This is a genomic window from Chryseobacterium luquanense, from assembly GCF_026460945.1.
Taxonomy (GTDB): domain Bacteria; phylum Bacteroidota; class Bacteroidia; order Flavobacteriales; family Weeksellaceae; genus Chryseobacterium; species Chryseobacterium luquanense.
Genome location: NZ_JAOVZV010000008.1, coordinates 330771 through 354260, shown reverse-complemented (window position 1 = coordinate 354260; position 23490 = coordinate 330771). Strand labels below are relative to the sequence as shown.

25 protein-coding genes are annotated in these 23490 nt (G+C 32.0%); 9 read left to right on the top strand and 16 right to left on the bottom strand.

From position 1 onward, the window contains the following. Positions 1–3 precede the first annotated feature (3 nt). Entirely contained in the window at positions 4–837 is an 834-nt protein-coding gene (locus OEA66_RS09895) for a hypothetical protein (protein ID WP_267281217.1), read from the bottom strand. Between the two features lie 161 nt (positions 838–998). On the opposite strand from OEA66_RS09895, the gene OEA66_RS09890 reads away from it, so the two are divergent. Both OEA66_RS09890 and OEA66_RS09885 read left to right on the top strand, forming a co-directional pair. After that, positions 999–2165: an aspartyl protease family protein gene (locus tag OEA66_RS09890; protein WP_267281216.1), complete on the top strand. Its 1167-nt coding sequence runs from the start codon at positions 999–1001 to the stop codon at positions 2163–2165. A gap of 231 nt (positions 2166–2396) precedes the next feature. Beyond that, complete coding sequence (locus tag OEA66_RS09885; protein ID WP_267281215.1) at positions 2397–2681, top strand: hypothetical protein; 285 nt, start codon at positions 2397–2399, stop codon at positions 2679–2681. Positions 2682–2714: 33 nt separating this feature from the next. Here the strand turns inward: OEA66_RS09885 and OEA66_RS09880 are convergent, their stop codons facing one another. The 8 genes from OEA66_RS09880 to OEA66_RS09845 all read right to left on the bottom strand — a co-directional run bounded on the left by OEA66_RS09880 (position 2715) and on the right by OEA66_RS09845 (position 10465). After that, the gene (locus OEA66_RS09880) at positions 2715–4073 is read right to left on the bottom strand and encodes a M20/M25/M40 family metallo-hydrolase (RefSeq protein WP_267281214.1); all 1359 of its coding nucleotides are present in this window, start codon (positions 4071–4073) and stop codon (positions 2715–2717) included. Between the two features lie 23 nt (positions 4074–4096). Then, on the bottom strand, positions 4097–4561 hold the full coding sequence (locus OEA66_RS09875) for a hypothetical protein (protein WP_267281213.1): 465 nt from the start codon (positions 4559–4561) through the stop codon (positions 4097–4099). A gap of 84 nt (positions 4562–4645) precedes the next feature. Beyond that, positions 4646–5110, bottom strand: coding sequence for a hypothetical protein (locus OEA66_RS09870; protein WP_267281212.1), 465 nt, complete (start codon positions 5108–5110; stop codon positions 4646–4648). Positions 5111–5129: 19 nt separating this feature from the next. Beyond that, positions 5130–6530, bottom strand: coding sequence for a M28 family peptidase (locus OEA66_RS09865; RefSeq protein WP_267281211.1), 1401 nt, complete (start codon positions 6528–6530; stop codon positions 5130–5132). A 52-nt stretch (positions 6531–6582) separates the two neighbouring features. Beyond that, positions 6583–7827 (bottom strand): DUF1015 domain-containing protein, encoded by a 1245-nt coding sequence (locus OEA66_RS09860; protein ID WP_267281210.1) that lies wholly within the window; start codon positions 7825–7827, stop codon positions 6583–6585. A gap of 7 nt (positions 7828–7834) precedes the next feature. Then, a complete protein-coding gene (locus OEA66_RS09855; protein WP_267281209.1) occupies positions 7835–8794 on the bottom strand; it encodes a D-2-hydroxyacid dehydrogenase in 960 nt (319 codons plus the stop codon). Positions 8795–8917: 123 nt separating this feature from the next. Continuing rightward, on the bottom strand, positions 8918–9982 hold the full coding sequence (serC, locus tag OEA66_RS09850) for a 3-phosphoserine/phosphohydroxythreonine transaminase (protein WP_267281208.1): 1065 nt from the start codon (positions 9980–9982) through the stop codon (positions 8918–8920). A gap of 132 nt (positions 9983–10114) precedes the next feature. Next, a complete protein-coding gene (locus OEA66_RS09845) occupies positions 10115–10465 on the bottom strand; it encodes a 4Fe-4S binding protein (protein WP_267281207.1) in 351 nt (116 codons plus the stop codon). Positions 10466–10524: 59 nt separating this feature from the next. On the opposite strand from OEA66_RS09845, the gene OEA66_RS09840 reads away from it, so the two are divergent. The 3 genes from OEA66_RS09840 to OEA66_RS09830 are packed head-to-tail and all read left to right on the top strand — an operon-like array spanning position 10525 to position 12765. Continuing rightward, positions 10525–11559, top strand: a complete 1035-nt coding sequence (locus OEA66_RS09840) for an acyl-CoA reductase (protein WP_267281206.1) — start codon at positions 10525–10527, stop codon at positions 11557–11559. Between the two features lie 46 nt (positions 11560–11605). Then, positions 11606–12052, top strand: coding sequence for a peptidylprolyl isomerase (locus tag OEA66_RS09835; protein WP_267281205.1), 447 nt, complete (start codon positions 11606–11608; stop codon positions 12050–12052). A 26-nt stretch (positions 12053–12078) separates the two neighbouring features. After that, the gene (locus tag OEA66_RS09830) at positions 12079–12765 is read left to right on the top strand and encodes a Bax inhibitor-1/YccA family protein (protein ID WP_267281204.1); all 687 of its coding nucleotides are present in this window, start codon (positions 12079–12081) and stop codon (positions 12763–12765) included. A 185-nt stretch (positions 12766–12950) separates the two neighbouring features. Here the strand turns inward: OEA66_RS09830 and OEA66_RS09825 are convergent, their stop codons facing one another. From OEA66_RS09825 to OEA66_RS09810, 4 genes are all read right to left on the bottom strand, one after another. Further along, the gene (locus OEA66_RS09825; protein ID WP_267281203.1) at positions 12951–13199 is read right to left on the bottom strand and encodes a DUF6952 family protein; all 249 of its coding nucleotides are present in this window, start codon (positions 13197–13199) and stop codon (positions 12951–12953) included. 2 nt (positions 13200–13201) lie between these two features. Further along, positions 13202–13507 (bottom strand): thioredoxin family protein, encoded by a 306-nt coding sequence (locus tag OEA66_RS09820; protein ID WP_047402181.1) that lies wholly within the window; start codon positions 13505–13507, stop codon positions 13202–13204. A 125-nt stretch (positions 13508–13632) separates the two neighbouring features. Beyond that, positions 13633–14265 carry a peroxiredoxin gene (locus OEA66_RS09815; RefSeq protein WP_267266029.1) on the bottom strand — a complete coding sequence of 211 codons (633 nt, stop codon included), beginning with the start codon at positions 14263–14265 and terminating at the stop codon, positions 13633–13635. A 246-nt stretch (positions 14266–14511) separates the two neighbouring features. Beyond that, positions 14512–15705: a pyridoxal phosphate-dependent aminotransferase gene (locus OEA66_RS09810; protein WP_267281202.1), complete on the bottom strand. Its 1194-nt coding sequence runs from the start codon at positions 15703–15705 to the stop codon at positions 14512–14514. A 92-nt stretch (positions 15706–15797) separates the two neighbouring features. Between OEA66_RS09810 and rsmG the strand changes: the two genes are divergently transcribed. From rsmG to OEA66_RS09790, 4 genes are all read left to right on the top strand, one after another. Continuing rightward, entirely contained in the window at positions 15798–16433 is a 636-nt protein-coding gene (gene rsmG, locus OEA66_RS09805) for a 16S rRNA (guanine(527)-N(7))-methyltransferase RsmG (protein WP_267281201.1), read from the top strand. 63 nt (positions 16434–16496) lie between these two features. Further along, on the top strand, positions 16497–16904 hold the full coding sequence (locus OEA66_RS09800; protein WP_267281200.1) for a hypothetical protein: 408 nt from the start codon (positions 16497–16499) through the stop codon (positions 16902–16904). Between the two features lie 27 nt (positions 16905–16931). Then, positions 16932–17441: a DUF922 domain-containing protein gene (locus tag OEA66_RS09795; RefSeq protein WP_267281199.1), complete on the top strand. Its 510-nt coding sequence runs from the start codon at positions 16932–16934 to the stop codon at positions 17439–17441. Continuing rightward, entirely contained in the window at positions 17438–20137 is a 2700-nt protein-coding gene (locus OEA66_RS09790) for a PD-(D/E)XK nuclease family protein (protein WP_267281198.1), read from the top strand. Before OEA66_RS09795 ends, OEA66_RS09790 begins: the two co-directional genes overlap by 4 nt. Before the next feature lie 84 nt (positions 20138–20221). Here the strand turns inward: OEA66_RS09790 and OEA66_RS09785 are convergent, their stop codons facing one another. The 3 genes from OEA66_RS09785 to OEA66_RS09775 all read right to left on the bottom strand — a co-directional run bounded on the left by OEA66_RS09785 (position 20222) and on the right by OEA66_RS09775 (position 23420). Further along, positions 20222–21400 (bottom strand): acyl-CoA dehydrogenase family protein, encoded by a 1179-nt coding sequence (locus OEA66_RS09785; protein WP_267281197.1) that lies wholly within the window; start codon positions 21398–21400, stop codon positions 20222–20224. A 72-nt stretch (positions 21401–21472) separates the two neighbouring features. Continuing rightward, on the bottom strand, positions 21473–22213 hold the full coding sequence (locus tag OEA66_RS09780) for an NUDIX hydrolase (protein WP_267266036.1): 741 nt from the start codon (positions 22211–22213) through the stop codon (positions 21473–21475). A 22-nt stretch (positions 22214–22235) separates the two neighbouring features. Beyond that, complete coding sequence (locus tag OEA66_RS09775) at positions 22236–23420, bottom strand: MFS transporter (protein ID WP_267281196.1); 1185 nt, start codon at positions 23418–23420, stop codon at positions 22236–22238. Positions 23421–23490: the final 70 nt, after the last annotated feature.

The window sequence follows — 23490 nt, the reverse complement described above, 5'->3', positions numbered from 1 at the left end:
ATCTTATCTTACGGTCGACAAAATAGAATCGACTTTCCCGTTATATGCATCAATCACAAAATCTACCGCTGTTTTTTGTCGCTCTTCATCCATATATTCACAAATTCCGGCTTGTCTGTTGACAATCATTATTTTATTATTCTGACGAAGTTTTTTCAAGTTTTCTCCTGCTTCTTTATGACTGAAATCTTCTGCAAGTTGGTCTAGAAGTGTGTAATTTGGGACTAAATATTCATTCCCATATCCTTTGATTACATTTTTCATTGCCTGAATTCTGTCTGCAATTTTATTGGCTTCTCTCAGACTTCGATACGCATCACCACCGATTGTTTCAGCCTTATTTTCTGCATTTTCAATGATTCTTTTCGATTCTCTCACTGCATTTTCATACAAAAGTTCAATTTCACGCTGCTTCTTTTCAGTAAGTTCTTTAGTAATTCTGCGTGATTCTTTTGCATTTTCCTGTGCTTCAGATAATTCCTGATTTCCTTTTTCTCTTAATCTTTCGTAATCTTTTTGAGCCTTTTTGAGTAAATATTCACACTCAATTTTTACATCGATAATATTTTGATATTTGCTTAATTCGGCAATTTTATCTTTCAGTTCACGATTGTTGATTTGAAGATTTGAAAACTCTGTTCGTGCCAATTGTAGCTTGTTTTTGAATGAATTGTTTTCAAACTGATATTTTGATATTAAAGATTGAAATTGATTAATATTTTTTGTTAGTTCAGAGATTTTTAAATCTTTGGTTTTGATTTCGTTCTTTAGCTTTATTAATTTAGTATAAAAATAAACGGCCAAAATGCCCAGAATAAAAATTAAAATAATTTCCATGGTTACTAGTTTTGTTTGATGTGCAATGATATGAAAATGGCATTTTACTTTTTTACGGAAAACCGTATTTTAGTTTTAAATTTCTCTAGGAAATGTTTATTTTATTAATTTTAATTCTTAAAATTTGATTTCAAAAACACTATTTTTATCAAAAATAATCCATGAAGAAAGTTCTATTTTTTGTTTTAATATTTTTCACAATTACTGTTTCAGCTCAAGGAAGGAAATTTTTTGAAAAAGGAGAAGCAATATTGAAAAATCCGGTAGAGAAAATTAATCTTACTTTTGAAAATGAGATTCCATTGGTAAAGGTTATTATTAATGGAAAGCCCTATCAGTTTTTGTTCGATACAGGTGCACCAACTGTGATTTCTCATTCTGTGTATGATGAAATGAATCTTAAGAAAAAGCATAAAAGTAGAGTAGGAGATTCGCAGAAAAATAAGCAGGAACAGATTTTTACTGAGTTGCCAGAAATGACAATTGATCAGGTAATTTTCAAAAATGTGGGAGCGATGGTGATGGATTTGCAGGGTCATGAGTTTGGATGTCTGAAAATTGACGGCGTCATTGGTGCAAATCAAATGGCAAAACTGTTTTGGAGAATGAATTATTCTGAAAATACATTGGAAGCAACGACAGATTTGAAAAATTTCCGGATTGAAGATTATGAAACGGTTTTTAAATTTTTCTCGCTGTCTCAGAAAACACCTATTATAGAATCTAAAATTTTAGACAAAAAAATTAATCTAACTTTTGATACAGGATTTACTGGTGGTATAAAGATTTCGGATAGTGAGTACAATTCTAAAAATGCAACTGTAAAGTCTGTAGAATCTTTTGGGATAAATTCTGTAGGAGCTTTTGGCGCAGGAAAACCGGTTTCTTCGTATCATTTTAGACCAAAAGAACTGGAATTAGCTCAACATAAATTTCAAAATGAAATTGTAACGACAGGAAATTCTAGTCTTCTTGGAAACGAATTTTTAAAGAAATTTAAATTTATCATCGATTGGGAAAATAATAAAATTTATCTGCACCGCATTATAGATACTCCTTCAAAAATGCAGTCTTTTGGTTTTGCTTATCGTTTTGTTAACCTTAAAGCAAAAGTAGTTTTGGTTTTTCAGCAAAAAGATTTTCCCATTCAAATTGATGATGAAATTTTAAGCATCAATGATACCAGTTTTGAAAACTTAAATGATATTTCTTCTTGCGAATATTTACTAAATCGAGTAGAGAAAAATTTTAAATCAATAAAAATCAAGATAAAAAGAGGTGATCAAATTCTGGATTTTACGGTTGATAAAAAAGAGTATTTGAATTAATTAAATAATCTCCTATTCATTATTTAATAACTAAAATGGATTATAAAATTTTAGAAAAAAATATTAAAATTACTACGAATCTTTTGCTAGAATTAGTAAATGAAAAATGCTGGAATATAGTTTCAAACAATTGTCTGTATATTTTGACCGATGTAAATAAATTAGAATACAATAATTTTCATGAATTGAGAAAACTAAAAAAAGTATAATTCAAAAAAAATCCCTCAAAATTTGAATTTCGCTACAAAAACTTTGAATGAGTGCTTTAATGATCTTTATGATGTTGTTTTGTATGTTTTTAAAGCTGAAAATAATAAGACAATTATTGAAATTGAATATTTGAAAAAGTCTGATTTAGATATTACATATTATCAGCAGATAAAACACAATTCTCCTATGTTTCATGCTAAAATTTCAATGCCTCCAAACCAAAATCATTCAAAGAAATTTGATGTGAATTGGCAGAGTAATAATTTTTATCATAAATTAAAAAGAATGTTTTTCAATTTCCAATAAACAGAAAAATCCTCAAATCGATGACTTTATCTTTTACCAATTCTTATCAATCATGTAAATCATCTGCGTCATGATCGTTGCTCCCAAAAGCAACTCGCGACGGTTAACTTTCTCAAAAGTATCTTCTTCGGTATGATGAATGTCAAAATATCTTTGAGAATCCGGAGCCAATTCAGCTGTTGGAATTCCCATGTCTTTCAACGGATAAATATCTGTTCCTGAATATCTTCCTTCAAAATCATAAGCTCCATAAGGTAAAAATAAAGACGACCAACTTTTAATTTGGCTAATTTTAGATTCATCCATTTCAAGAGCAATTCCTCTTGGAGTAAATCCACCTGCATCAGATTCCAAAGCAAAAAGATGTTTTTCGTTGGCTTCTTTTACTGTTTTTCCGTATTGTTGACCGCCTTTTACGCCGTTTTCTTCATTTGCAAAACAGACCACTCTGATCGTGTGATTATTTTTTATGCCTAAATTTTTAAAAGTTCTTAAAACTTCGATACTTTGAACAATTCCTGCTCCGTCGTCATGAGCTCCTTCACCAACATCCCAAGAATCTAAATGTCCGCCAACAACGATGACGCTTTGGTCTTTGTGACCTGTAATTTCACCAATAACAGAGTGGGAGAGTTTCTCACCTTTCATTCCACAGTTTGAATTGAGTTTTGCGGTAATTTTCTGTGATTTTAAAAGATTTTCCAATTCATCTGCGGTTGTATTTCCGATTGCAACGGCAGGAATTTTTTCTACATTTTCATTATAACGCATCGCTCCGGTATGAGGAACATCATCAAATGCTGATGAAAGCGAACGAACAATGGCAAATTTTCCACCTTTTTTCGCCGTTAATGAAGCTGCAGTCGAACGATAAACCGCTGCATCACTGTACGCTTTGAAAGTTTGAACATAAGACTGACTAAACGGATAACTAAAGAAAACAATTTTATCTTTTATTTGTTCGGGACTGAGTTTTTCGTATTCGTCTAAAGATTTTACCATGATAATTTCTCCGGAAATATCTTTTCCTTTTGTTCCTTCAGAATTCCCTAAAGAAAGCATTTTTAAAGATTTCCATTGTCCGTTTTGAGTTTTTATTTTTAAAGATTCTTTTCCTCGTTCCCAAACCGGAATCATCACTTCTTGTAACCATACTTTATCGGCTCCTGCTTCTTTCAGCTTTTGCTCTGCCCATTTTACCGATTTTTCGTAAGCTTCTGAACCGCTCAATCTGTGACCAATATTTTTCGTTAAATCTCTTAATTCATTGTATGATTTTCCTTTATTTAAAATCTCCGTTGAAATTCTGCTGAATTGGATGGAATCTTCTTTGGTCTGTCCAAAAGAATTTAGACTTAAAAATAAAATGACAGTTGATAATATATGTTTCATGATTAATTTGAATACACTAAAAATTAATACTTTAATTCGATGTTAAGTTGTCTTCCTTCTCTCAAAGCTTTATTATCCATCGAAATACCAACCAAAGTACCTATTCCCGCTCCTGCGAGAAGCCCCAATGCGAAAAATCTAGCATTATTAAATATATAAGCTAATAAAAAGCCAATTGGTAAGCCAAAAACTATTGCTCCAAGACTAATCCACATATTTCTGTAAAGATTTTTTGTAACAATATTGTGCTTTTTCTCAAGGAATTTTACAATATAATTTTGTTTTTCTTTTAGTAACTCTAATAATGGTTTATCTTTTAATGTTGATGAATTTATCTGTTCAACTATATGATTGATATACTGAATTGCTTCAGTAGGTAATTTTTTGTTATTAGTTCTCTTCAAAATATCCTGCATCTGAAAATAAAGATCACTCAATTTAGGATTGTTGACCTGATCAAATTTTAAGTTTAATTGATTGATTTCCATGTTTTACCGTAAATATATTTGTGAGTCATCTTTAATTTTTTTCAGACTTAAAGCTTAGTTTTTATTAATAATTTTATATAAAAACTAAAATTTCAGTTCAATATCTATTTGTCTTCCTTCTTTCAATGCCTTTTTATCCATTGATGTTCCTACGCCGACACCAATTGCCAAACCGATGGGTAAACCAATTGCCATTAAACCAATATTTCCTATCAATAAACCAAACAATAAACCGAAAGGTAATCCAAAAGCAGACATTCCTAAAGCAGTCCAAAGGTTTCTGTAATAATTCTTTGGAACAACTTTATGATCAGTTTCCAGCTTTTTGATGATGGTAGTCTGAGTGCTTTTAAGGAGCTTTTGAAGTTGAAAGCCTATCAAAACTGTTGCGTTTACATCACTGATTTTCTGGTTGATAAATTGTACAGTTCCAGATGGAATATTTTTATGATTCAGTTTTTCGATGAGTTCCTGCACTTGTAGATACAGTTTTTTTACTTTTTCATTCGATATTTGCTCTGGGTTTAAATTTAATTGATTGATTTCCATTTTTATAATTTTAGTTTTTCTACCAATTCTTGTCAATCATAAAAACAAACTGAGACATTGCAACAGCTCCGAGTAACAATTCTCTTTTGTTGACTTTGTCGAAAGTGTCTTTTTCAGAATGATGGTAATCGAAATATCTTTGAGTATCGACAACCATTTCGGCCAAAGGAATATCTAATTTTTTCAAAGGCGCAATATCCTGAATTGCATAAGTTTGGTCGAAATCATAAATTCCGTACGGTAAGAAATAATTTTTCCATTCAAAAATCAGCTTTCTTCTTTGTGGAGACATATCTAATGAAAATCCACGTGGAGAATATCCTCCGGAATCGGTTCCTAAAGCCAAAACATGTTTTTCTTCTTTCTTTTTTACGCTCATTGCATAAGTTTCCCGTCCCATTCCGCCATTTTCACTATTGGCGTAAAGGACAACTCTTATCGTATGATTATTGTCGTAACCTAAAGCTTTAAAAGTTCTTAAAACTTCCAGACATTGTACAACGCCGGTTCCGTCGTCATGCGCTCCTTCAGCAAAATCCCATGAATCTAACTGTGCACCGAGAACAATAACTTTTGAATCTTTTTTACCAGGAATTTCTCCGATAATGTTATGATTAATTGTTTCGCCTTTTGATTCGGCAGACATATTAATTTTAGCTTTTACTGTAGTTTTTTTGAGTAAACTTTCCAGTTCATCAGCAGAACGAACGCCGATTGTCATTGCAGGAATTCTCGTCTTATCTTCCGGTTCATAATAAACCTGTTTTGCATGAGGAATATCGTCTGAAGCGGTCGTCAAAGATCTTATAATTAAAGCTTTTGCTCCTTTTTGTCCAATTACAGATGCTGAAATAAGTTTTGATTTTGCAGCAATCATATAAGAATCTACCGTGCTGATTACAGTCGGATCAATCGGATAATTAACGAAAATTATTTTATCTTTTGCATCTGCAACTCTAAGATTTACCAGTTCCTGAACGTCTTTTACTAAAAGAATATCTCCAACCAAATCTTTACCTTTAGTACCCTCAGAATTCCCAAAAGACAGCATTTTGATAGATTTCCAATCACCGCTTGAGGTTTTAATTTGCAACGATTCTTTTCCTCTGATCCAGATTGGAACTTTTACTTCCTGTTTCCAGATATTTTCTGCGCCGGCTTCTTTGAGTTTTTTTTCAGCCCATTCTGCAGCTTTTGTATAACCTGGTGTTGCGCTAAATCTTGGCCCGATTCCTTTTGTTAATTCGCCTAAGTTATCATAAGCGGTTCCGTGAAGAAAAATTTCGTCAGAGATTTTCTTAAATTCTTCGTGATAATTGAATTTAGGAATTACTCTTAGCTTTTTTGCCGGAGTTTTTTTCTGAGAAAATAAAAATCCACTCAAAAAGAGTGGAAATATGATGAGTAATACTTTTTTCATTTTTACTGAGCGTTTTCTTTTCGGAGCATAAAAATAAAGAAAAAATAGATATTTAAGGCTTCATATCGTACATTAATAATGCTGTAACCAATTTTGGCTCTATAAATGTGCATTTTGGAGGCATACTTAGCTTTAGATCAGATATTTTAATCATATCATTGAAGCTTACGGGATAGATTCCAAAACCTACTTTTCCTTCACCTTTGTCTATTTTTTCTTTTAAAAGTTTAATTCCTTCAATATTTGAACTTCCTTTTACGTAAGTGATTTGATCAGAACTGTCTGAATCTTTAATGTTAAGAATATCTTTAATTATATACTTGTCTAAAAGATGATGATCTAAATTATCAAGAGACATTTCCTGAGAACGAAGGTCATGTTTTACGTGAAGAGAGTAAAATTTCCCATCCAAATACATCGAAATATGGAATTTTTGAGAAGGGTAGTACGGAGTTTCTTCTTTCTCGTGAATAAGAAAATAGGTTTCCAGCTTTTTCAGAAATTCTTCAGTAGATAAATCCCCAATATTATTTAAAATCCTATTGTAGTCGTGGATTTTAATAGATTGGTTGGAAACGATAAAACTATATACAAAATTATAAGCTTCAGTACCGTTATGTTTTTTGTTTTTATCTTTTAAACGCTGTGCATGAAGCGCTGTAGAACCAATTCTGTGGTGACCGTCTGCAATATAAAAAGAGTCAATCTGATCGATTACTTCCTTGAATTGCTGTAGTTTAAGACGGTTGTCAATTCTCCAGATTTTATGTCTGATTCCAATGGTGTCAACGTGATTGAAAATCGGAACATTTTTCTCTTCATGATTCATCAGTAATTCAATCTTAGAATTTGATGGATAAGTCAGCAAAACAGGTTCTGCCTGAAGATTTACTTTGTCAAGATAATGCGCCAGCTTTTCTTTTCTTTGAGGAATCGTACTTTCGTGTCTTTTGATTTTTCCGGCCCAGAAATCTTCAATAGATGTAAGTCCCAAAAGTCCACGGAAGATTTGTTTATTAGGATAAATCTGCTCATAAAGATAATAAGCAGAACTGTCCTGAACCAGAGTTTTATCTTCCAATAACTCTTCAAAAGTAGTACGGATTTTCCTTAAATTCCGGTCAACATCTTTAGATTTACTTACAACATAAGGTTTAATCATATTGATGTAAGTTTTTTCTTTTTGCGCTTTTTCAGCAATTTCAGCTTGTGTGAAATTATCTAAAGGATGAGTGGGAAATGTGGCCTCATGTTCTTTGTGAGGTCTGATTCCGCGGAAAGGTTTAAAAACTGGCATATATAGTTTATAATTTCTTTTTAATTTCGATAATTTGTTTGGCAAGTTCTACACCTATTTTTTCTTGTGCATCAACGGTATTTCCTCCCAAATGTGGCGTAAGAGACAGGTTCGGATTCATCAATAAAATTAATTCCGGAGTGGGCTCATTTTCAAAAACATCAAGCGCTGCTCCTGCAACTTTCCCAGATTCTATAAAATCAAGCAAAGTTACTTCGTTGATAACACCACCTCTTGCTGTATTAACAATGAATACACCATCTTTCATTTTTTCAAACTGCGGAGTATCAATAATATATTCGTCTGTTTGTGGAGTATTAATACTGATAAATTCAGTGTCTTTTAAAAATTCATCGGTATTGTTTGTGGAAGTAATTTCAAAATGTAAAGTCTGCCCGTCGAAAAAATCTAAGGTTAAAACTTCTGTTCTGGGTTTTCTTGTAAGAACTTTTATTTTCATTCCTAAAGAAATTCCCATTTTCACTACTTCCTGGCCAATACTTCCAAAACCGATTACTCCTAATGTTTTCCCTGAAAGCTCGTACGCTTTGCTGAACGATTTTTTCATCGCATTGAAATGAGTATCTCCTTCCAACGGCATCAATCTGTTAGATTCGTGTAAAAACCGTGCTAAAGAAAAGAAATGCGCAAAAACCAATTCTGCTACCGATTTTGAGGAAGCTGTAGGTGTGTTTATTACATATAATCCTTTTTCAATTGCATATTCTACATCGATATTATCCATACCGATCCCGCCTCTTCCGATGATTTTAAGATTCGGACAAGCATCGATCAAATCTTGTCTAACTTTAGTTGCACTTCGCACCAAAAGAATATCCACGTTGTTTTCATTGATGAAATTGATAACGTGATCCTGAGCAACTCTGTTATCGAGTAACTCAATTCCTGCTTCTTTTAAAGCGATTTCTCCGGCTTTGGAGATTCCATCGTTAGCTAAAACTCTCATTGTTTTTTTATAAATTTAAGATTTTAAAGGCTGAATTTTTAAAATAATAAATAGTTGCGCAAATTAAGAAAATTTAAAATAATGGAAAATAATATTCTACTATTTTGAATGTAGACGATTATGCTACTTTATAGACTTCATTACATCTACCAAAACCTGCACGCTTTCAATCGGCAAAGCATTATACATACTTGCTCTGTAACCACCCAAACTTCTGTGTCCGTTTAAACCGCTAATTCCTGCAGCTTTCCACGCAGCATCAAATTCTTCTTTTTTAGTTTCATCAATTAATTTAAAAGAAACATTCATCAAAGAACGGTCTTCTTTTACACAAAATGTTTCGAATAACGGGTTAGAATCAATTTCTCCGTATAATAATTTAGCTTTAGCCTCATTTCTTTCTTCTGCAGCTGCAATTCCACCATTGTTTTCTAAATGCTGTAAAGTCAATAAAGATGCATAAACAGGGAATACAGGCGGAGTATTATACATCGATTCTTTAGAAATATGCTGATTATAATCTAAAATAGAGAACATATTTTCTCTTTCTGTCTTACCTAAAATTTCTTTTTTTACAACTACCAAAGTTACTCCTGCAGGTCCCATGTTTTTTTGAGCTCCCGCATAAATCAAATCAAATTTTGAGAAATCCAATTGTCTTGAAAAAATATCAGAACTCATATCGCAAACCATTAAAGTATCTACTTCAGGGAAGGTTTTCATCTGAGTTCCGTAAATGGTATTGTTTGAAGTACAGTGGAAATAATCGTATTCTGAACCAATTTTATAATCTTTAGGAATGAAAGAATAGTTTTCTTCTTTTGAAGAACCTACAATATCTACACTTCCTACTTTTTTAGCTTCTTTTATAGCTCCTGCAGCCCAAGTTCCTGTATCAAGATAAGCTGCTTTTCCGCCGACTTTCATCAAATTGTAAGGAACCATTACAAACTGTAAACTTGCACCGCCTCCCAAATACAAAACTTCGTAATCATCACCAAGATTCATCAGTCTTTTTACAATGGCACGAGCTTCATCCATCACGGCAACAAAATCTTTACTTCTGTGCGAAATTTCAAGAAGTGATAAACCAATTCCGTTGAAATCTAAAATCGCTTCTGCCGATTTTTCAAATACTTCCTGAGGTAAGATACATGGTCCTGCGCTGAAATTGTGCTTTTTGCTCATAATTTTACTTTTTGTTTTTTTGCAAATTTTATTCAAGATAGAAAAAATCTGCGGTTTGATTATTACTAAATTGAAGAGATTTAAATTTAAATATAAAATAAAACCGTCTCATAATCTATGAGACGGTAGTTATTATTCACCGTGTAAGAAAGCTTTTTTACTTAGCAAAGCTTCATCAGATTCTACATGATCTTCATCCGGAACACAGCAGTCTACCGGACAAACTGCTGCACACTGTGGTTCTTCATGAAAACCTTTACACTCTGTACATTTATCTGTTACAATAAAATAAACATCGTCACTCACAGGTTCTTGTGGAGAATCTGCGTCAACCGTAAGACCTGATGGTAAGGTCACGGTTCCTGAAAGTTCAGTACCTTCGGATGCTTTCCAATCTACCGCTCCTTCATATATTGCATTGTTTGGACATTCCGGTTCGCAAGCGCCGCAATTAATGCATTCATCAGTTATTTTAATAGCCATCGCTAATTTTTTTTAAATTTGCACAAAATTACAAAATATTCCCCAATTTTACAGTAATTATGAATATTGAAAAAAGAGTTTTAGGACTAAGCAAACTTAGTGATTATATAATAGAGTTTTTAACAAAAGATTCTAAAGATTATAATGAAAATGATGTTGAATTTCAGCAACTATTAAAAAAATGTGAAATTGAAAATCCTTGGTTTACACTTGATAATCAGAAATATGCTTTAAAGCAATGGTCGGAATTGTTGACTCAAGAGAAGATTAATGACTGGTTGAGCAATTATTCACCATCAAAAACTACAAAAAAAGTGGGATTGATTCTTGCCGGAAATATTCCTCTGGTAGGATGGCATGATGTAATTTCTGTGATTTTAAGTAATCATATTCCTTTAATTAAGCTTTCTTCAAAAGACCGATTGATGATTCCTTTTTTGTTAAAAAAATGGAAAGAATTTTCTGAAGAAACAATTTATTTTGAATTTGTTGAAAGATTGGAGAATTTTGATGCGGTAATTGCGACAGGAAGTAATAATACAGCAAGATATTTAGAGTATTATTTTAAAAATCATTTAAGCATTATTCGAAAAAACAGAACTTCTGTAGCGGTTTTGAAAGGAGATGAAACTGAAGAAGAATTAAAATTATTAGCTCAGGATATTTTCCAGTATTTTGGATTAGGATGCAGAAATGTGACACGAGTTTTTATTCCCGACGATTTTATAATTGACAGATTGTTTGAAAGTTTCTTAGATTTTAAAGAAATTATCAATCATAATAAATATGCTAATAATTATGATTATAATAGAGCAGTTTATCTTTTGAATCAGGATAAATTCTGGGATAATAATTTTGTGATGCTGAAAGAAGATGCTCAGTTATTCAGTCCGCTTTCTGTGATTAATTTCAGCAGATATTCTTCTTTGGATGAAGTGAAAGATTTTATCGCTGAAAATGAAGAAAATATTCAGTGTATTGTTGCAAAAGATGAGCTGGACATTGATTCTATTTTATTTGGGGAAGCTCAAAATCCTGGATTGAATACATATGCAGACAATGTAGATACCATGAAGTTTTTGGAGGTCATTTAATTTATTTATCTTAAATTAGGTCAGCCAAATTAAAACCTGTCTTAAAATGAAAAAAATAATTGTTGCTCTGTGTATGTTTTCGGTTTCATCAGCTTTCGCACAAGAGGTGAAAAAAGTGGAAGTTCAAAATCCTGCAATGGATATTTCTGCTTCTATCCCGAAAGATAAAATTGAATTGTATAATCAGTCGTTCTCTAAATTTATTTCTGCACTAAAAACAGCAGATAAGCAAGCGGTTGGTTCTCATATTTCTGAAAAAGTAAAGAGTCTGGTAGATGAAAATATGATTCAGAAACTTTCCGGCGGAATAAGCTTTGAAAGAAAGACTGAAGTTTATCAATCAGGTTATCAAAAGCTACCCGATAATCAGACTTATCCTGCGGTTCAGTATAAATATACAGATGATAAAAATGATCCGCCAAGAGATTTGATTACGGTTATTTTTGAAAATGACGGTAAAATTCTTGGTGTAAAACCAGATTACAATAAATAAAAAATTAAATTAATATAACAAAAATTATGAAAACTGATGTTTTATTATCACACTCTACAGATTTGGAAAGAGGTGATTTTTACAGGAAAACTTATATTCATGTAGCGTTAGCAATTTTAGCATTTATCGGTGTTGAAACAGTTTTGCTAAATGTTGTTCCTGAACAATTAATTCTCGCAATGTTAGGCCAGCGTTATCTTTGGCTGTTGATTATCGGTGTATTTTGGTTAGCTTCTTTTTTAGCAACAAAATGGTCGCTTTCGCAAAGTAAATCTACTCAGTATATGGGATTGGCATTTTATGTACTTTTTGAGGCGGCAATATTTTTACCATTGATATATATTGCAGTAGTTTATGCAGGTGCATCTGTAATTTTTCAGGCTGCAACACTTACTGTGGCAATGTTTGCAGGGATTTCTGCTGTAGCATTTACTTCTAAAAGAGATTTTTCATTCCTTAGAAATATTATTACAATTGGAGGATTTATTGCCATCGGATTAATCGTTGGTGGAATGATTTTCGGGTTCAACCTTGGATTATGGTTCTCTGTTGGAATGGTGATTTTGGCTTCAGCAACAATTCTTTATCAAACCAGTAAATTGAAAGATGCTTATGCAACAGATCAATATGTAGGAGCTTCTTTACAGCTTTTTGCTTCAATCATGCTTTTATTCTGGTATATTCTGAATATTTTGATGAGCAGAAGAAGCTAATTTTAATAATAAATTATGAATTTTAAATTACGAGTTAATCGAAACTAAAATTCCTTTTTATAACCCAAAAAAATCCTGATGTCTTTTCATCGGGATTTTTTATTGAAATATTGTGAAACTTCGAAAAGTTTATATTTAAATAATATTTGAAATTTTTAAATTCTTAAATCTTTCAATCATAAAATTTATTTGTCAATTGATCCTAAAACCTTTTGAGCAAAAGAATTTAAAGCATCTTTTTCACTCATTCCGTTTTGAACATTAGAATGAACTTCTAGAGCCCCACAAATGTTAGTAATTAATTCTCCTGCAACATTCATGTCTTCTTCTGTAGTTCCTCTGAATTCAGTAAAACTTTCTAAAACTTCTAAAGTTTTTTCTAAATTTTCAGGAGTTTGATTTTGGTAAAATTGTCTGATAATTGGCAACTTCATAATTACAATTCGTTAAATAAATTAATTAAACTTTCTGCCTGATTAGACTGAACTTGATTCACCAATTCACCATTTTTAAAAATCGCAAAAGTAGGTAAGTTATCAACTTTTGCTAATTTTCTGCTTTCCGGCAATTTTTCTGCATCTACATAAAGGAAAGGTATTGAATCGTTCTCAGAAGCTAATTTTTTGAATTTCGGCTTCATAATTCTGCAGTTTCCACACCATGTTGCTCCGTATTGTACGACAACTTTTTCGTTATCGCTTACAATATTTTGTAAAGTATCTTCTGTTAATTCTGTGTACATAATTTTAATTTAAAAATTTGGGAATTTATTAATTTGAAAATATCAAGAAATAGAAAATGAGATAATTTTTAAATAATTACACGAATAATTTTCAAATTATCTCACTTTCAAATTACAGTACTATCTTAGTTTTTCGCTAAATATTCAGCAGTAGAAGTTCTGTCAGCTTTCATTGCATCTTTACCCTCTTCCCAGTTTGCAGGACAAACTTCACCGTGCTTCTGAACGTGAGTGTAAGCATCGATTAATCTTAAATATTCTTTTACGTTTCTTCCAAGAGGCATATCATTTACAGACTCATGGAAGATTTTTCCAGTTTCGTCAATTAAATAAGTTGCTCTGTAAGTTACATTTGAACCTGTAAAAACTTCTTCACCTTCTTCATTGTATTCGAAATCCTGATCTACAATTCCTAAAGCATTTGCCAATTGTCTGTGCGTATCAGCTAAAAGCGGGTAAGTTACACCTTCGATACCACCGTTATCTTTTGCAACGTTTAACCAAGCAAAGTGTACTTCGTTTGTATCACAAGAAGCACCGATTACTTTAGTATTTCTTTTTTCAAACTCAGGTAAAGCCTCTTGAAAAGCATGAAGTTCAGTCGGGCAAACGAAAGTGAAATCTTTCGGATACCAGAATAAAATAACTTTTTGTTGGTTGTTTGTAGCTTCTTCAAAGATGTTGATTCTTAAATCATCACCCATTTCCGACATTGCATCTACCGCTACATTTGGGAATTTTTTTCCTACTAAAGACATAATTTTTTATTTTTTTTGATTGATAATTTTATAGTGCAAATATACATTGCTTTATCTATTAGAAAAATAGTTTTTGATAAATAAAATCTATAATCGTTTTTGAGGAAAAATTCAATTATTAAATTGAAAAGCTAATAATTACAATCTTTTAGAGTTTAAATTTTAGATATATGGTAAAGCTTTTGTCTATCAAAAAAAACAGATTTAAGCTTTTAAACCTGAATTTTTTTTGAAAATAATTAAATTTTAAACAGCCTTTTCCAATACATCTCTAATTCTTCGCATCGCTTCTCTCAATTCGTCTTCAGAAGCAGCATAAGAAAATCTGATACATTCCGGACTGCCGAATGAAACTCCACCAACACAACCTACGTGAGCATTTTCCAGAATAAACATTGCAAAATCATCTGCATCTTTTATTTCAGTTCCATTTAAAGTTTTTCCGATATAGTAAGAAATATCAGGAAAGAAATAGAATGCAGCTTTTGGTAAAAGCACTTTGAATCCCGGAATTTCTTTCATTAAATCAAATACAAGATTTCTTCTTGATTCAAAAGCATCAATCATGTATTTGTATTCTGAAGGATCGGTTTTTAAAGCAACAATTGAAGCTCTTTGAGCAACTGTATTTGCGCCACTTGTCATTTGTCCCTGAACTTTTTCACATGCTTTTGCCAACCATTCCGGGCAAGCTGAATAACCGATTCTCCAACCTGTCATTGCGAAGGCTTTAGACATTCCGTTGATTACAGCTGTTTGCTCGTAAATTTCAGAAAACTGTGCAATTGAACTAGTCTTAGTTTCATAATTAATGTATTCATAAATTTCATCTGAAATTACCGTTACATGAGGATATTTCGCAATAACTTTCGCCAAAGATTTTAATTCATCGTACGTGTAATATCCTCCAGAAGGATTACAAGGTGAGCTGAAAAGAATGGCTTTTGTTTTTTCATTAATTGCTTCTTCAAGCTGTTCTGCAGTGATTTTAAAATCAGTAACGTATGAAGTTGGAAGCATTACAGAATTTCCGCCCATCATTTTTACCATTTCATCATAACTTACCCAATATGGTGTTGGAAGAATAACTTCATCTCCATCATTTATAATTGCTGCCAAAACATTAATAATTGCCTGTTTTGCACCGTTTGAAACACAGATTTGTGTCGGTTTATAATCTAATTGATTGTCTCTTTTTAATTTTTCAGAAATTGCCTGTCTAAGCTCTAAAAACCCCGGAACAGGAGAGTAGTGGCTGTAATTTTCATTGATTGCATCAAAAGCAGCTTGTTTTATATTGTCGGGAACATCAAAATCTGGCTCACCAAGCGTTAAACTGATAACGTCTATTCCGCTGGCTTTCATCTCTCTTGCTTTGTTAGACATGACGAATGTTTGTGAGTAACCTAGCCTTTTTACTCTGTCTGAAAGTTTATCCATATACTGTTTTTGTCTTTTTAACAAATATATATAAAAACTTAATTTGAATAAAATGTGAATAAAACTTATTTTTGCCTTTTACAATTACTTTTATGTCGATATCAACTATCCAAAAATATTTTCCGGATCTTACAGAGAAACAAATCGAGCAGTTTACAAAGCTTGAAGCACTGTATGGAGAATGGAACGAAAAAATAAACGTTATTTCCCGAAAAGACATGGAATCGCTTTATGAAAAGCATATTCTCCATTCTTTAGGCATCGCAAAGATCATGGAATTTGCTCCCGGAACAAAAGTTTTGGATATCGGAACGGGTGGTGGTTTTCCTGGAATTCCTTTGGCGATTTTGTTTCCAGAAACAAAGTTTACATTAATTGATTCTATTGGTAAGAAAATTACTGTTGTAAATGCTGTTGCAGAAGGAGTTGGATTAACGAACGTCACTGCGATTCACGGTAGGGCCGAGAAAGTAAAAGAGAAGTTTCATTTTGTAGTAAGCCGTGCCGTGACGCAAATGCCTGAATTTTTAAGATGGCTAAAAGGAAAATTTGAAAAAGAACAGTTTAATCCAAAACACAACGGAGTTTTATATTTAAAAGGTGGAGATCTTGCTGAAGAATTAGCTGGATTAAGATGCGAACTTTTTAGTCTTAAAAATTATTTTGACGAAGAGTTTTTTGATACAAAAAAAGTAGTTTATTTATCAAAAGGTAATTTTAATTCATAATAAAATATTAATTAGAATTTATTTTTGCTAAATTTATATTTCCAAATTATCAAATCCTGCATCATGAAATCTCTTTTAAAAATAAGTTTTGCTTCTGTTGTTTTAGGTCTGCTTTTTACTTCCTGTAAAGATGACGACGATTATCAGACGATAGAATCTGTAGATAAAGTGAAAATTGACAGCGTGAAAATCGTAAACGATACAATGGATGTTTTTTCAGTTCAGAGTATAAGAACTTATTCGAATTATGCTTCGGGTTGTCAAGGATTTTATGGTTACGATTATGTACATCTCTCAGATTTAGAAAGAGATATTACTGCTTATCAATTTAGCACGAATGGACCTTGTTCGCAGGCAAGTCATAAATCGGCCAATCAAATAAATTTCAGTCCTCGGAAAAAAGGAAAATACACCTTTAGATTTTGGAAAGGGAATAATGAGTGGATTACAAAAACAATTGTAGTAGAATAAATGAAGTTTTTTTTAATAGTTTTTTTATTGATATTCAATATCTTATCAGCTCAGAAAATCAACTGGAGTGAAGATCAAAAATTAGTTTGGGATAATTTTAAAAGCAAAACCAACAATTTAGGAGGTTCCACAGTTGTAGCTTATACCCATTGTGGTTGGGAATATTCAGCAATTACGTCAAGTGATCCTAAAGTTCCGGTTAAAATTGAGATTCAAACGATTTTTAATGAAGATAAATCTTGGAAAGACGATAAAAAGATTAACGATTATGTACTTGTTCACGAACAAAAACATTTCGATATTGCTGAAATTCACGCCAGAAAACTAAGAAAAGAAGTTTCAGAAAAAATAAAAACGACTTCGGATTACAATAAATTCTTTAAAACAATTTACGCTAAAATTTCTTCAGAATATAAACGATTTCAAGCAACTTATGACCGTATTACGGAGCATGGGATGAATAAAGAAAAGCAAGCGGAATACAATATTTTGATAAGCGAAGAGCTTGAAAAACTAAAAAACTATCAGAAACTTTGAAATTTTTAAACAAAATTATCGATGAATTATTAATTCAAAATTCTGATTTATCACAATTTAATATTGTTCTTCCGGGTAAAAGACCCATCGTTTTTATACGTCAAATTTTAGAGGAAAACAATTATTCAGGATTTCTTCCCAACTTTTATACGATTGAAGAGCTGATTGTAAATATTGTTGATCAGCAGACTATTCAGGGAATTTCTTTGTGGCTTTTTTCGTTTGATGTTTACAAAAGTTTAAATCTAATTCCTAATGATGATTTTTCTGAATTTTTGAAATGGTTTCCGACGCTTCAGAAAGATTGGGATGATATTTTGAAATTTTCAGATTCTGATCAAGCTGTTCTGCAATATATGTTTGATGAAGAACGTATTAAAGAATGGGCACAGGATTTAGGAGATGATGATGAAGTTCCAAGGAAAAAATTCTTGAATTTTTGGAGGAATATGAATGTTTTTCTGCCGGTTTTAAAAAAGAAATTAAAAGAGAAAAACTGGGCGACTCCCGGAATGATTCACGAATCTGCCAAAGCTAAAATCGAAAATTTCGCTAAAAATAATATCGAAAATTTTGTTTTCTGTGGTTTTAATGCATTTACACCGGTTGAAGAAAAATTAGTTCGAAATCTTTTACAATGGGATAAAGCACAATGTTTTTTTCAAGGGGATAAATATTATTTTGATGATGAAAGGCAGGAAGCCGGAAAATTCCTGAGAAGTCATAAAACATGGAAAGAATTCAATGAGAACAGAGCTTTTCACTGGATTGAAGACGATTTTAATCAGGCTAAAAATATAAAAGTTTACGAAGTTTCAGGAAATGTTACCCAAACAAAAATTCTTCCTGAATTATTTAAAAACATTGACAATAAAACATTTACCAATACAGCTGTGGTTTTGTTGGATGAAAATCTTCTTCCTGCAAGTTTAGATGTAATGCATGAAGTTGAAAACCTTAATATTACCATGGGTTTTCCGTTGAAAAACCTGTCATTTTCAAATGCAGTAAAACAACTTTTTTATCTTCAGAAACAGCTTGAAAAAAGTAAAAGTTCATATTATTACCGCGACGTTTTTCCGATTCTCGAAGAGCTTCCGAAATCTGATGAAGATGAGAAAATTATCAACAATTTTAAGTCTGAAATAGAAGCCAGAAACATTGTTTATATTTCTCAAAAACTGATCAAAGAGCTTTTAGAGAATCTTTCTTATTTCAATTTGCTTCAAAAAGCAGAATCAGGCTATCGGTTTTTGGATGATTTAATTTTGTTTTGTCAAAAGATAAAATGGCTGGAACTTGATGATATTCAGTATGAAAATGTTTCTCATTTTGAAAATGCTTTCCGAATTATCAAAAATCAAATCACGCCTTACGGTTTTGAAATCAAGATGGAAACGCTTGAAATTCTGATTAATCAGCATATTAATTCAGAAAGTATTGATTTTCAAGGTGAGCCTTTAAAAGGTCTTCAGGTAATGGGATTATTGGAGACACGTCTTTTAAATTTTGAAAACGTGATTCTTTTGTCTGTCAATGAGGGAAAATTACCTCTCGGAAATTCTCAGAATACCTATATTCCTTTTGATATCAGAAGACATTTTGATTTGCATACTTTCCTTGAAAATGACAGTATTTATGCATATCATTTTTACCGATTAATTCAGGATGCGAAGAATGTTCATTTGCTTTTTAATGCGTTAAGCTCCGGTGTAAATACCGGTGAAAAGAGTAGGTTTATTACTCAAATCGAAATGGAAAGTTCTCATCATATCGAACACGTTATTGTTGAAAATTCTTCCGAGCCCATTTTAAGTCAGCCTATCGAAGTTTTTAAAACAGAGATTGTTCAACAACAACTTTTAAAATGGAAAGAAAAAGTTTCCGCTTCGCACTTGACGAGCTATCTCTATAATCCAATTGATTTTTATCTTTCTAAAATTCTGAATACCTCCGAAGCTGATGAAATTGAAGAGGAGTTATCAATCAGAAATTACGGAAATTTAGTACATTATACACTTCAAGAATTTTATGAAGTATTAAAAGGTAAAGTTTTAAAATTAAAAGATTTACAAGATTCAATTAAACGAATAGATGAATTTATTGATATAGCTATTGAAAAGCTAAAACATCAACCTGAATTTTACAATAAAGGAATGAATTTCATTCATAAAGCGATTGCCAAGAAAGTAATTGAGAATATTCTTAATTATGATTTGGAGTTAATAAAAGATGGTAATTCTTTAGAAATAATTGATATTGAAAGACGATTTGAGAGTGTAGATTTTTATCTGAATGAAGAAAAATCTGACAAAGTTTCTTTCTTCGGATTTATTGACAGAATTGATAAACTAAACGGAACCATCAGAATTATTGATTACAAAACCGCTAAAACTAAAAATTTAACCGTCAAGATTGACGAACTTAATAAATCTGACTATTTTCAAAACAGCGACAGAAAACAAGCGATGCAGCTTTGCCTGTATCAATACGTAATTCAAAGCCTACCCGAATTTTGGGGTTATCCGGTACAAACAGGAATCTGGAGTTTTGCTGATGCTAAAAAAGGAGTGGTTTCATTAGAGTTTGCCTTAGGAAATCTTGATGATGCAATGGTTTCAATACAAAATCTGATTCACGAAATTTTGAATCCGGAAATAAGCTTTTTAGAAAATGTAAGAACTTTTAGTCCATAAAAAAGGTGACTACGATAATATCAGTCACCTTTTTTTTGTTTTTAAAATGGGATTCTGAGAACTCCAATTTCCATTATTTATTATCTAAAAAGCATTAAAGCCTGTAATATCGAGACCTGTAATCAGCAAATGAACATCGTGTGTTCCTTCATAAGTAATTACTGATTCTAAATTTGCAGCATGACGCATCATTGGGAATTCTCCCATAATTCCCATTCCGCCAAGAATTTGACGTGATTCTCTTGCAATATCAATCGCCATTTTTACATTATTTCTTTTTGCCATGGAAATCTGAGCCGGACTTGCTTTGTGGTCATTTTTCAAGTTTCCTAATTGCAAACAAAGTAACTGAGCTTTAGTAATTTCTGTTAAAAATTCAGCTAATTTTTTCTGTTGTAATTGAAAAGATCCGATTGGTTTTCCGAACTGTCTTCTTTCTTTAGAATATTGAACAGCTGTGCAATAACAGTCGATTGCTGCACCAATTACACCCCACGAAATTCCGTATCGTGCAGAATTTAAGCAAGATAAAGGTCCTTTTAAGCCTGTAACTCCCGGAAGAAGATTTTCCTTAGGAACTTTTATGTCATTGAAAACCAACTCACCGGTTTTAGAAGCTCTTAAACTCCATTTATTGTGTGTTTCGGGTGTAGTAAAGCCTTCCATTCCTCTTTCAACGATTAATCCCTGTACTTTTCCTTCCTCATTTTTAGCCCAAATAACTGCAATATCGCACAAAGGAGAGTTGGTAATCCACATTTTAGCACCATTCAAAAGATAATGATCTCCCATATCTTTAAAATAAGTTTCCATAGAACTAGGATCTGACCCGTGATTTGGCTCAGTAAGACCGAAAGATCCGATCATTTCACCTGAAGCTAACTTTGGTAAGTATTTTCTTTTTTGTTCCTCAGAACCAAATTCATTAATAGGGAACATCACCAAAGAACTCTGTACAGAAGCTGCAGAACGCACCGCTGAATCTCCTCTTTCCAATTCCTGCATAATCAAACCGTAAGAAATCTGATCAAGCCCTGAACCGCCGTATTCTTCGGGAATGTAAGGTCCTAAAGCGCCAATTTTCCCCAATTCTTTCATCAGATTTGGTAAATCAGTATGATTTTGAGCGGCTTCATCGATATTCGGCATTACAAAACTTTCAACCCAATCTCTTACGGATTGACGGATAAGTTTGTGTTCTTCGGTAAGTAAAGCATCAATTCCGTAGTAATCGGGAATGCTTGTAAGAGGATAGTATGACATTTAAATTAATTTTCCTAAAAATAAGATTTTTTCGGAATGCTCAAAAAAAAACTTTTAACAAGGAAGAAAAATTTATTCTTTTATGAATTTATACAGATATGGAGCTTTGTTTGCAGAGCCATCATATAGTTTTTCCATTCTTTCTAAAGAGTTGGTGCTAAGTATTTTACGTTGAAAATTATTCCGTCTGAATTTTTCGCCCAAAATAGTTTCATATAAAGACTGAAGATCTTTCATCGTAAATTTTTCCGGCAAAAGATTACTTGCAGCCACCTGAGTATCAATATTTTTGCGTAAATACTCCAAACCTTCAGCAATCACTCTGTCATGATCAAACGCCATTTGTGGAAGCTTACTGACTTCAAACCAGGCACAAGATTCGTTAAAAGCATCGGGAAAAGTATTTGCCATCGAAAAATCAATTAGACTACAGTAACCAACCGTGATAAATCTCTGTAAAATCCAGTGATCTTTGGGAACATCAAGACCTTTATTGTTGATTAATGTTTTGTGAACGTTATTTTCAGTTCGGTTTAATCGTCCAAAAGTGTGAAATTGCTCCAAAAACAAACCTTTCAAATGTGTCCTTTCATACAAAACACGATCTGCGGCTTCTCTTAAATCTTCATCAATAAAAACAAAACCACCCGGAAGTGAATACAAATCTAGATCGTGATACTTCAATAGAAGCACTTTTAAGATATCATCATGAAAGCCAAAAATCGTGCAATCTACCGACACATTCGGGATAAGATCCTTGCTATCAATTAGTTCCTTTAAAGTTTCAATGTTTTTATTGTGATCAGTTTTCATGCGGTAAAAATAAAATTATTTTTTAAATTTTATTTATGCTTAGCTTAAAATAAGAGTAGGAAAGTAAAGTAACCATTATTACAGCTCCTAAAATATATAATGAATAGTAATTAAGTGCTTGATTTTTAAATAGTATTGAGATTGAAATAGAGTTTAACGAACTGCTTACTGAAGAGACAATAACGATTAAAGATGTGAAAGTATTAATTTTATCTTTATCAATTTTAGCAATCATTTTTGAATTAATAACAGGATAGAGTGGTGATAAAAATAATCCGATGACGGGAAAGAGGAATAATAATATTCTTGCGTTTTCAGTGAAGAAAAACTGGATTGTTGAAATAAGAACTAAAACTAAGATAATCATCAACAAACAAAACATAAAATATTTTGACAAAGAAAATCGCTGAATTATACGTGAAGTAATTGCTCTTCCTGAGTAAGAAAAAAGAGCTAAAAACGAAGATGCCTGAAGTGCGAAGAAAGAATCTACTTTAAGGTGGTCTTTGTAAAACGCTGGAAGCCATGAATTAAAGCTTTGTTCAATGAAAATGATAAAAAAACTAACTGCAAAAAATAGAATGAAAGGAGTTTTCCCAAATCCTGATAAATCAGGAATTATTCTCTTGCTTTTCACTTCAGGTTCTACAATTTTAGACTTAAGAAATAAATAAACAGTAAAAAACGAAATGAGGGAAATAGAAATAAAACCAAATTTCCAATATTCTCCAAACTGACTCGAGATAAGCCATCCGAAACCTGTATTGACTACAAAAATACCAATCATGAAAGAAGCTTCAACGCTGTTCATCGTTTTTGCTAACGAGCGTTCTTCGGTCATATTGTTTCTAATAATTCCATAAACACAAATTTTTCCGATAGCGAAACAAGTCCCAATAATAGCAAACCAAAGCTTAAAAAACCAAAAGACTTCTACAAAAGGTAGAAATAAAGAACAAATTCCAACTAAAAGCAGAGCGAAAATGAGTGATTTTTTTGTTCCTAAACGACTTATAAAATTAACCGCAAAAAGAGAAAAAATCGCAATAGGTAAATCTTTAAAAGACTCTAAAAAACCAAGTTTATCATACCCAATTTTCTGCGCTGAAAGCTGTATTATCACAATACCCATACAATTTAAAACCATTGAAAAAATCAGGAATGTGAGTTTCAATGGAAGCGTAATATTGGGTTGCTTAGATGTCATTTGGGGAATTCTTTTAGTTAGATTTTAGGAGTTTTCATAATTTTCCATCTATTTTACATGTCTTTAATTG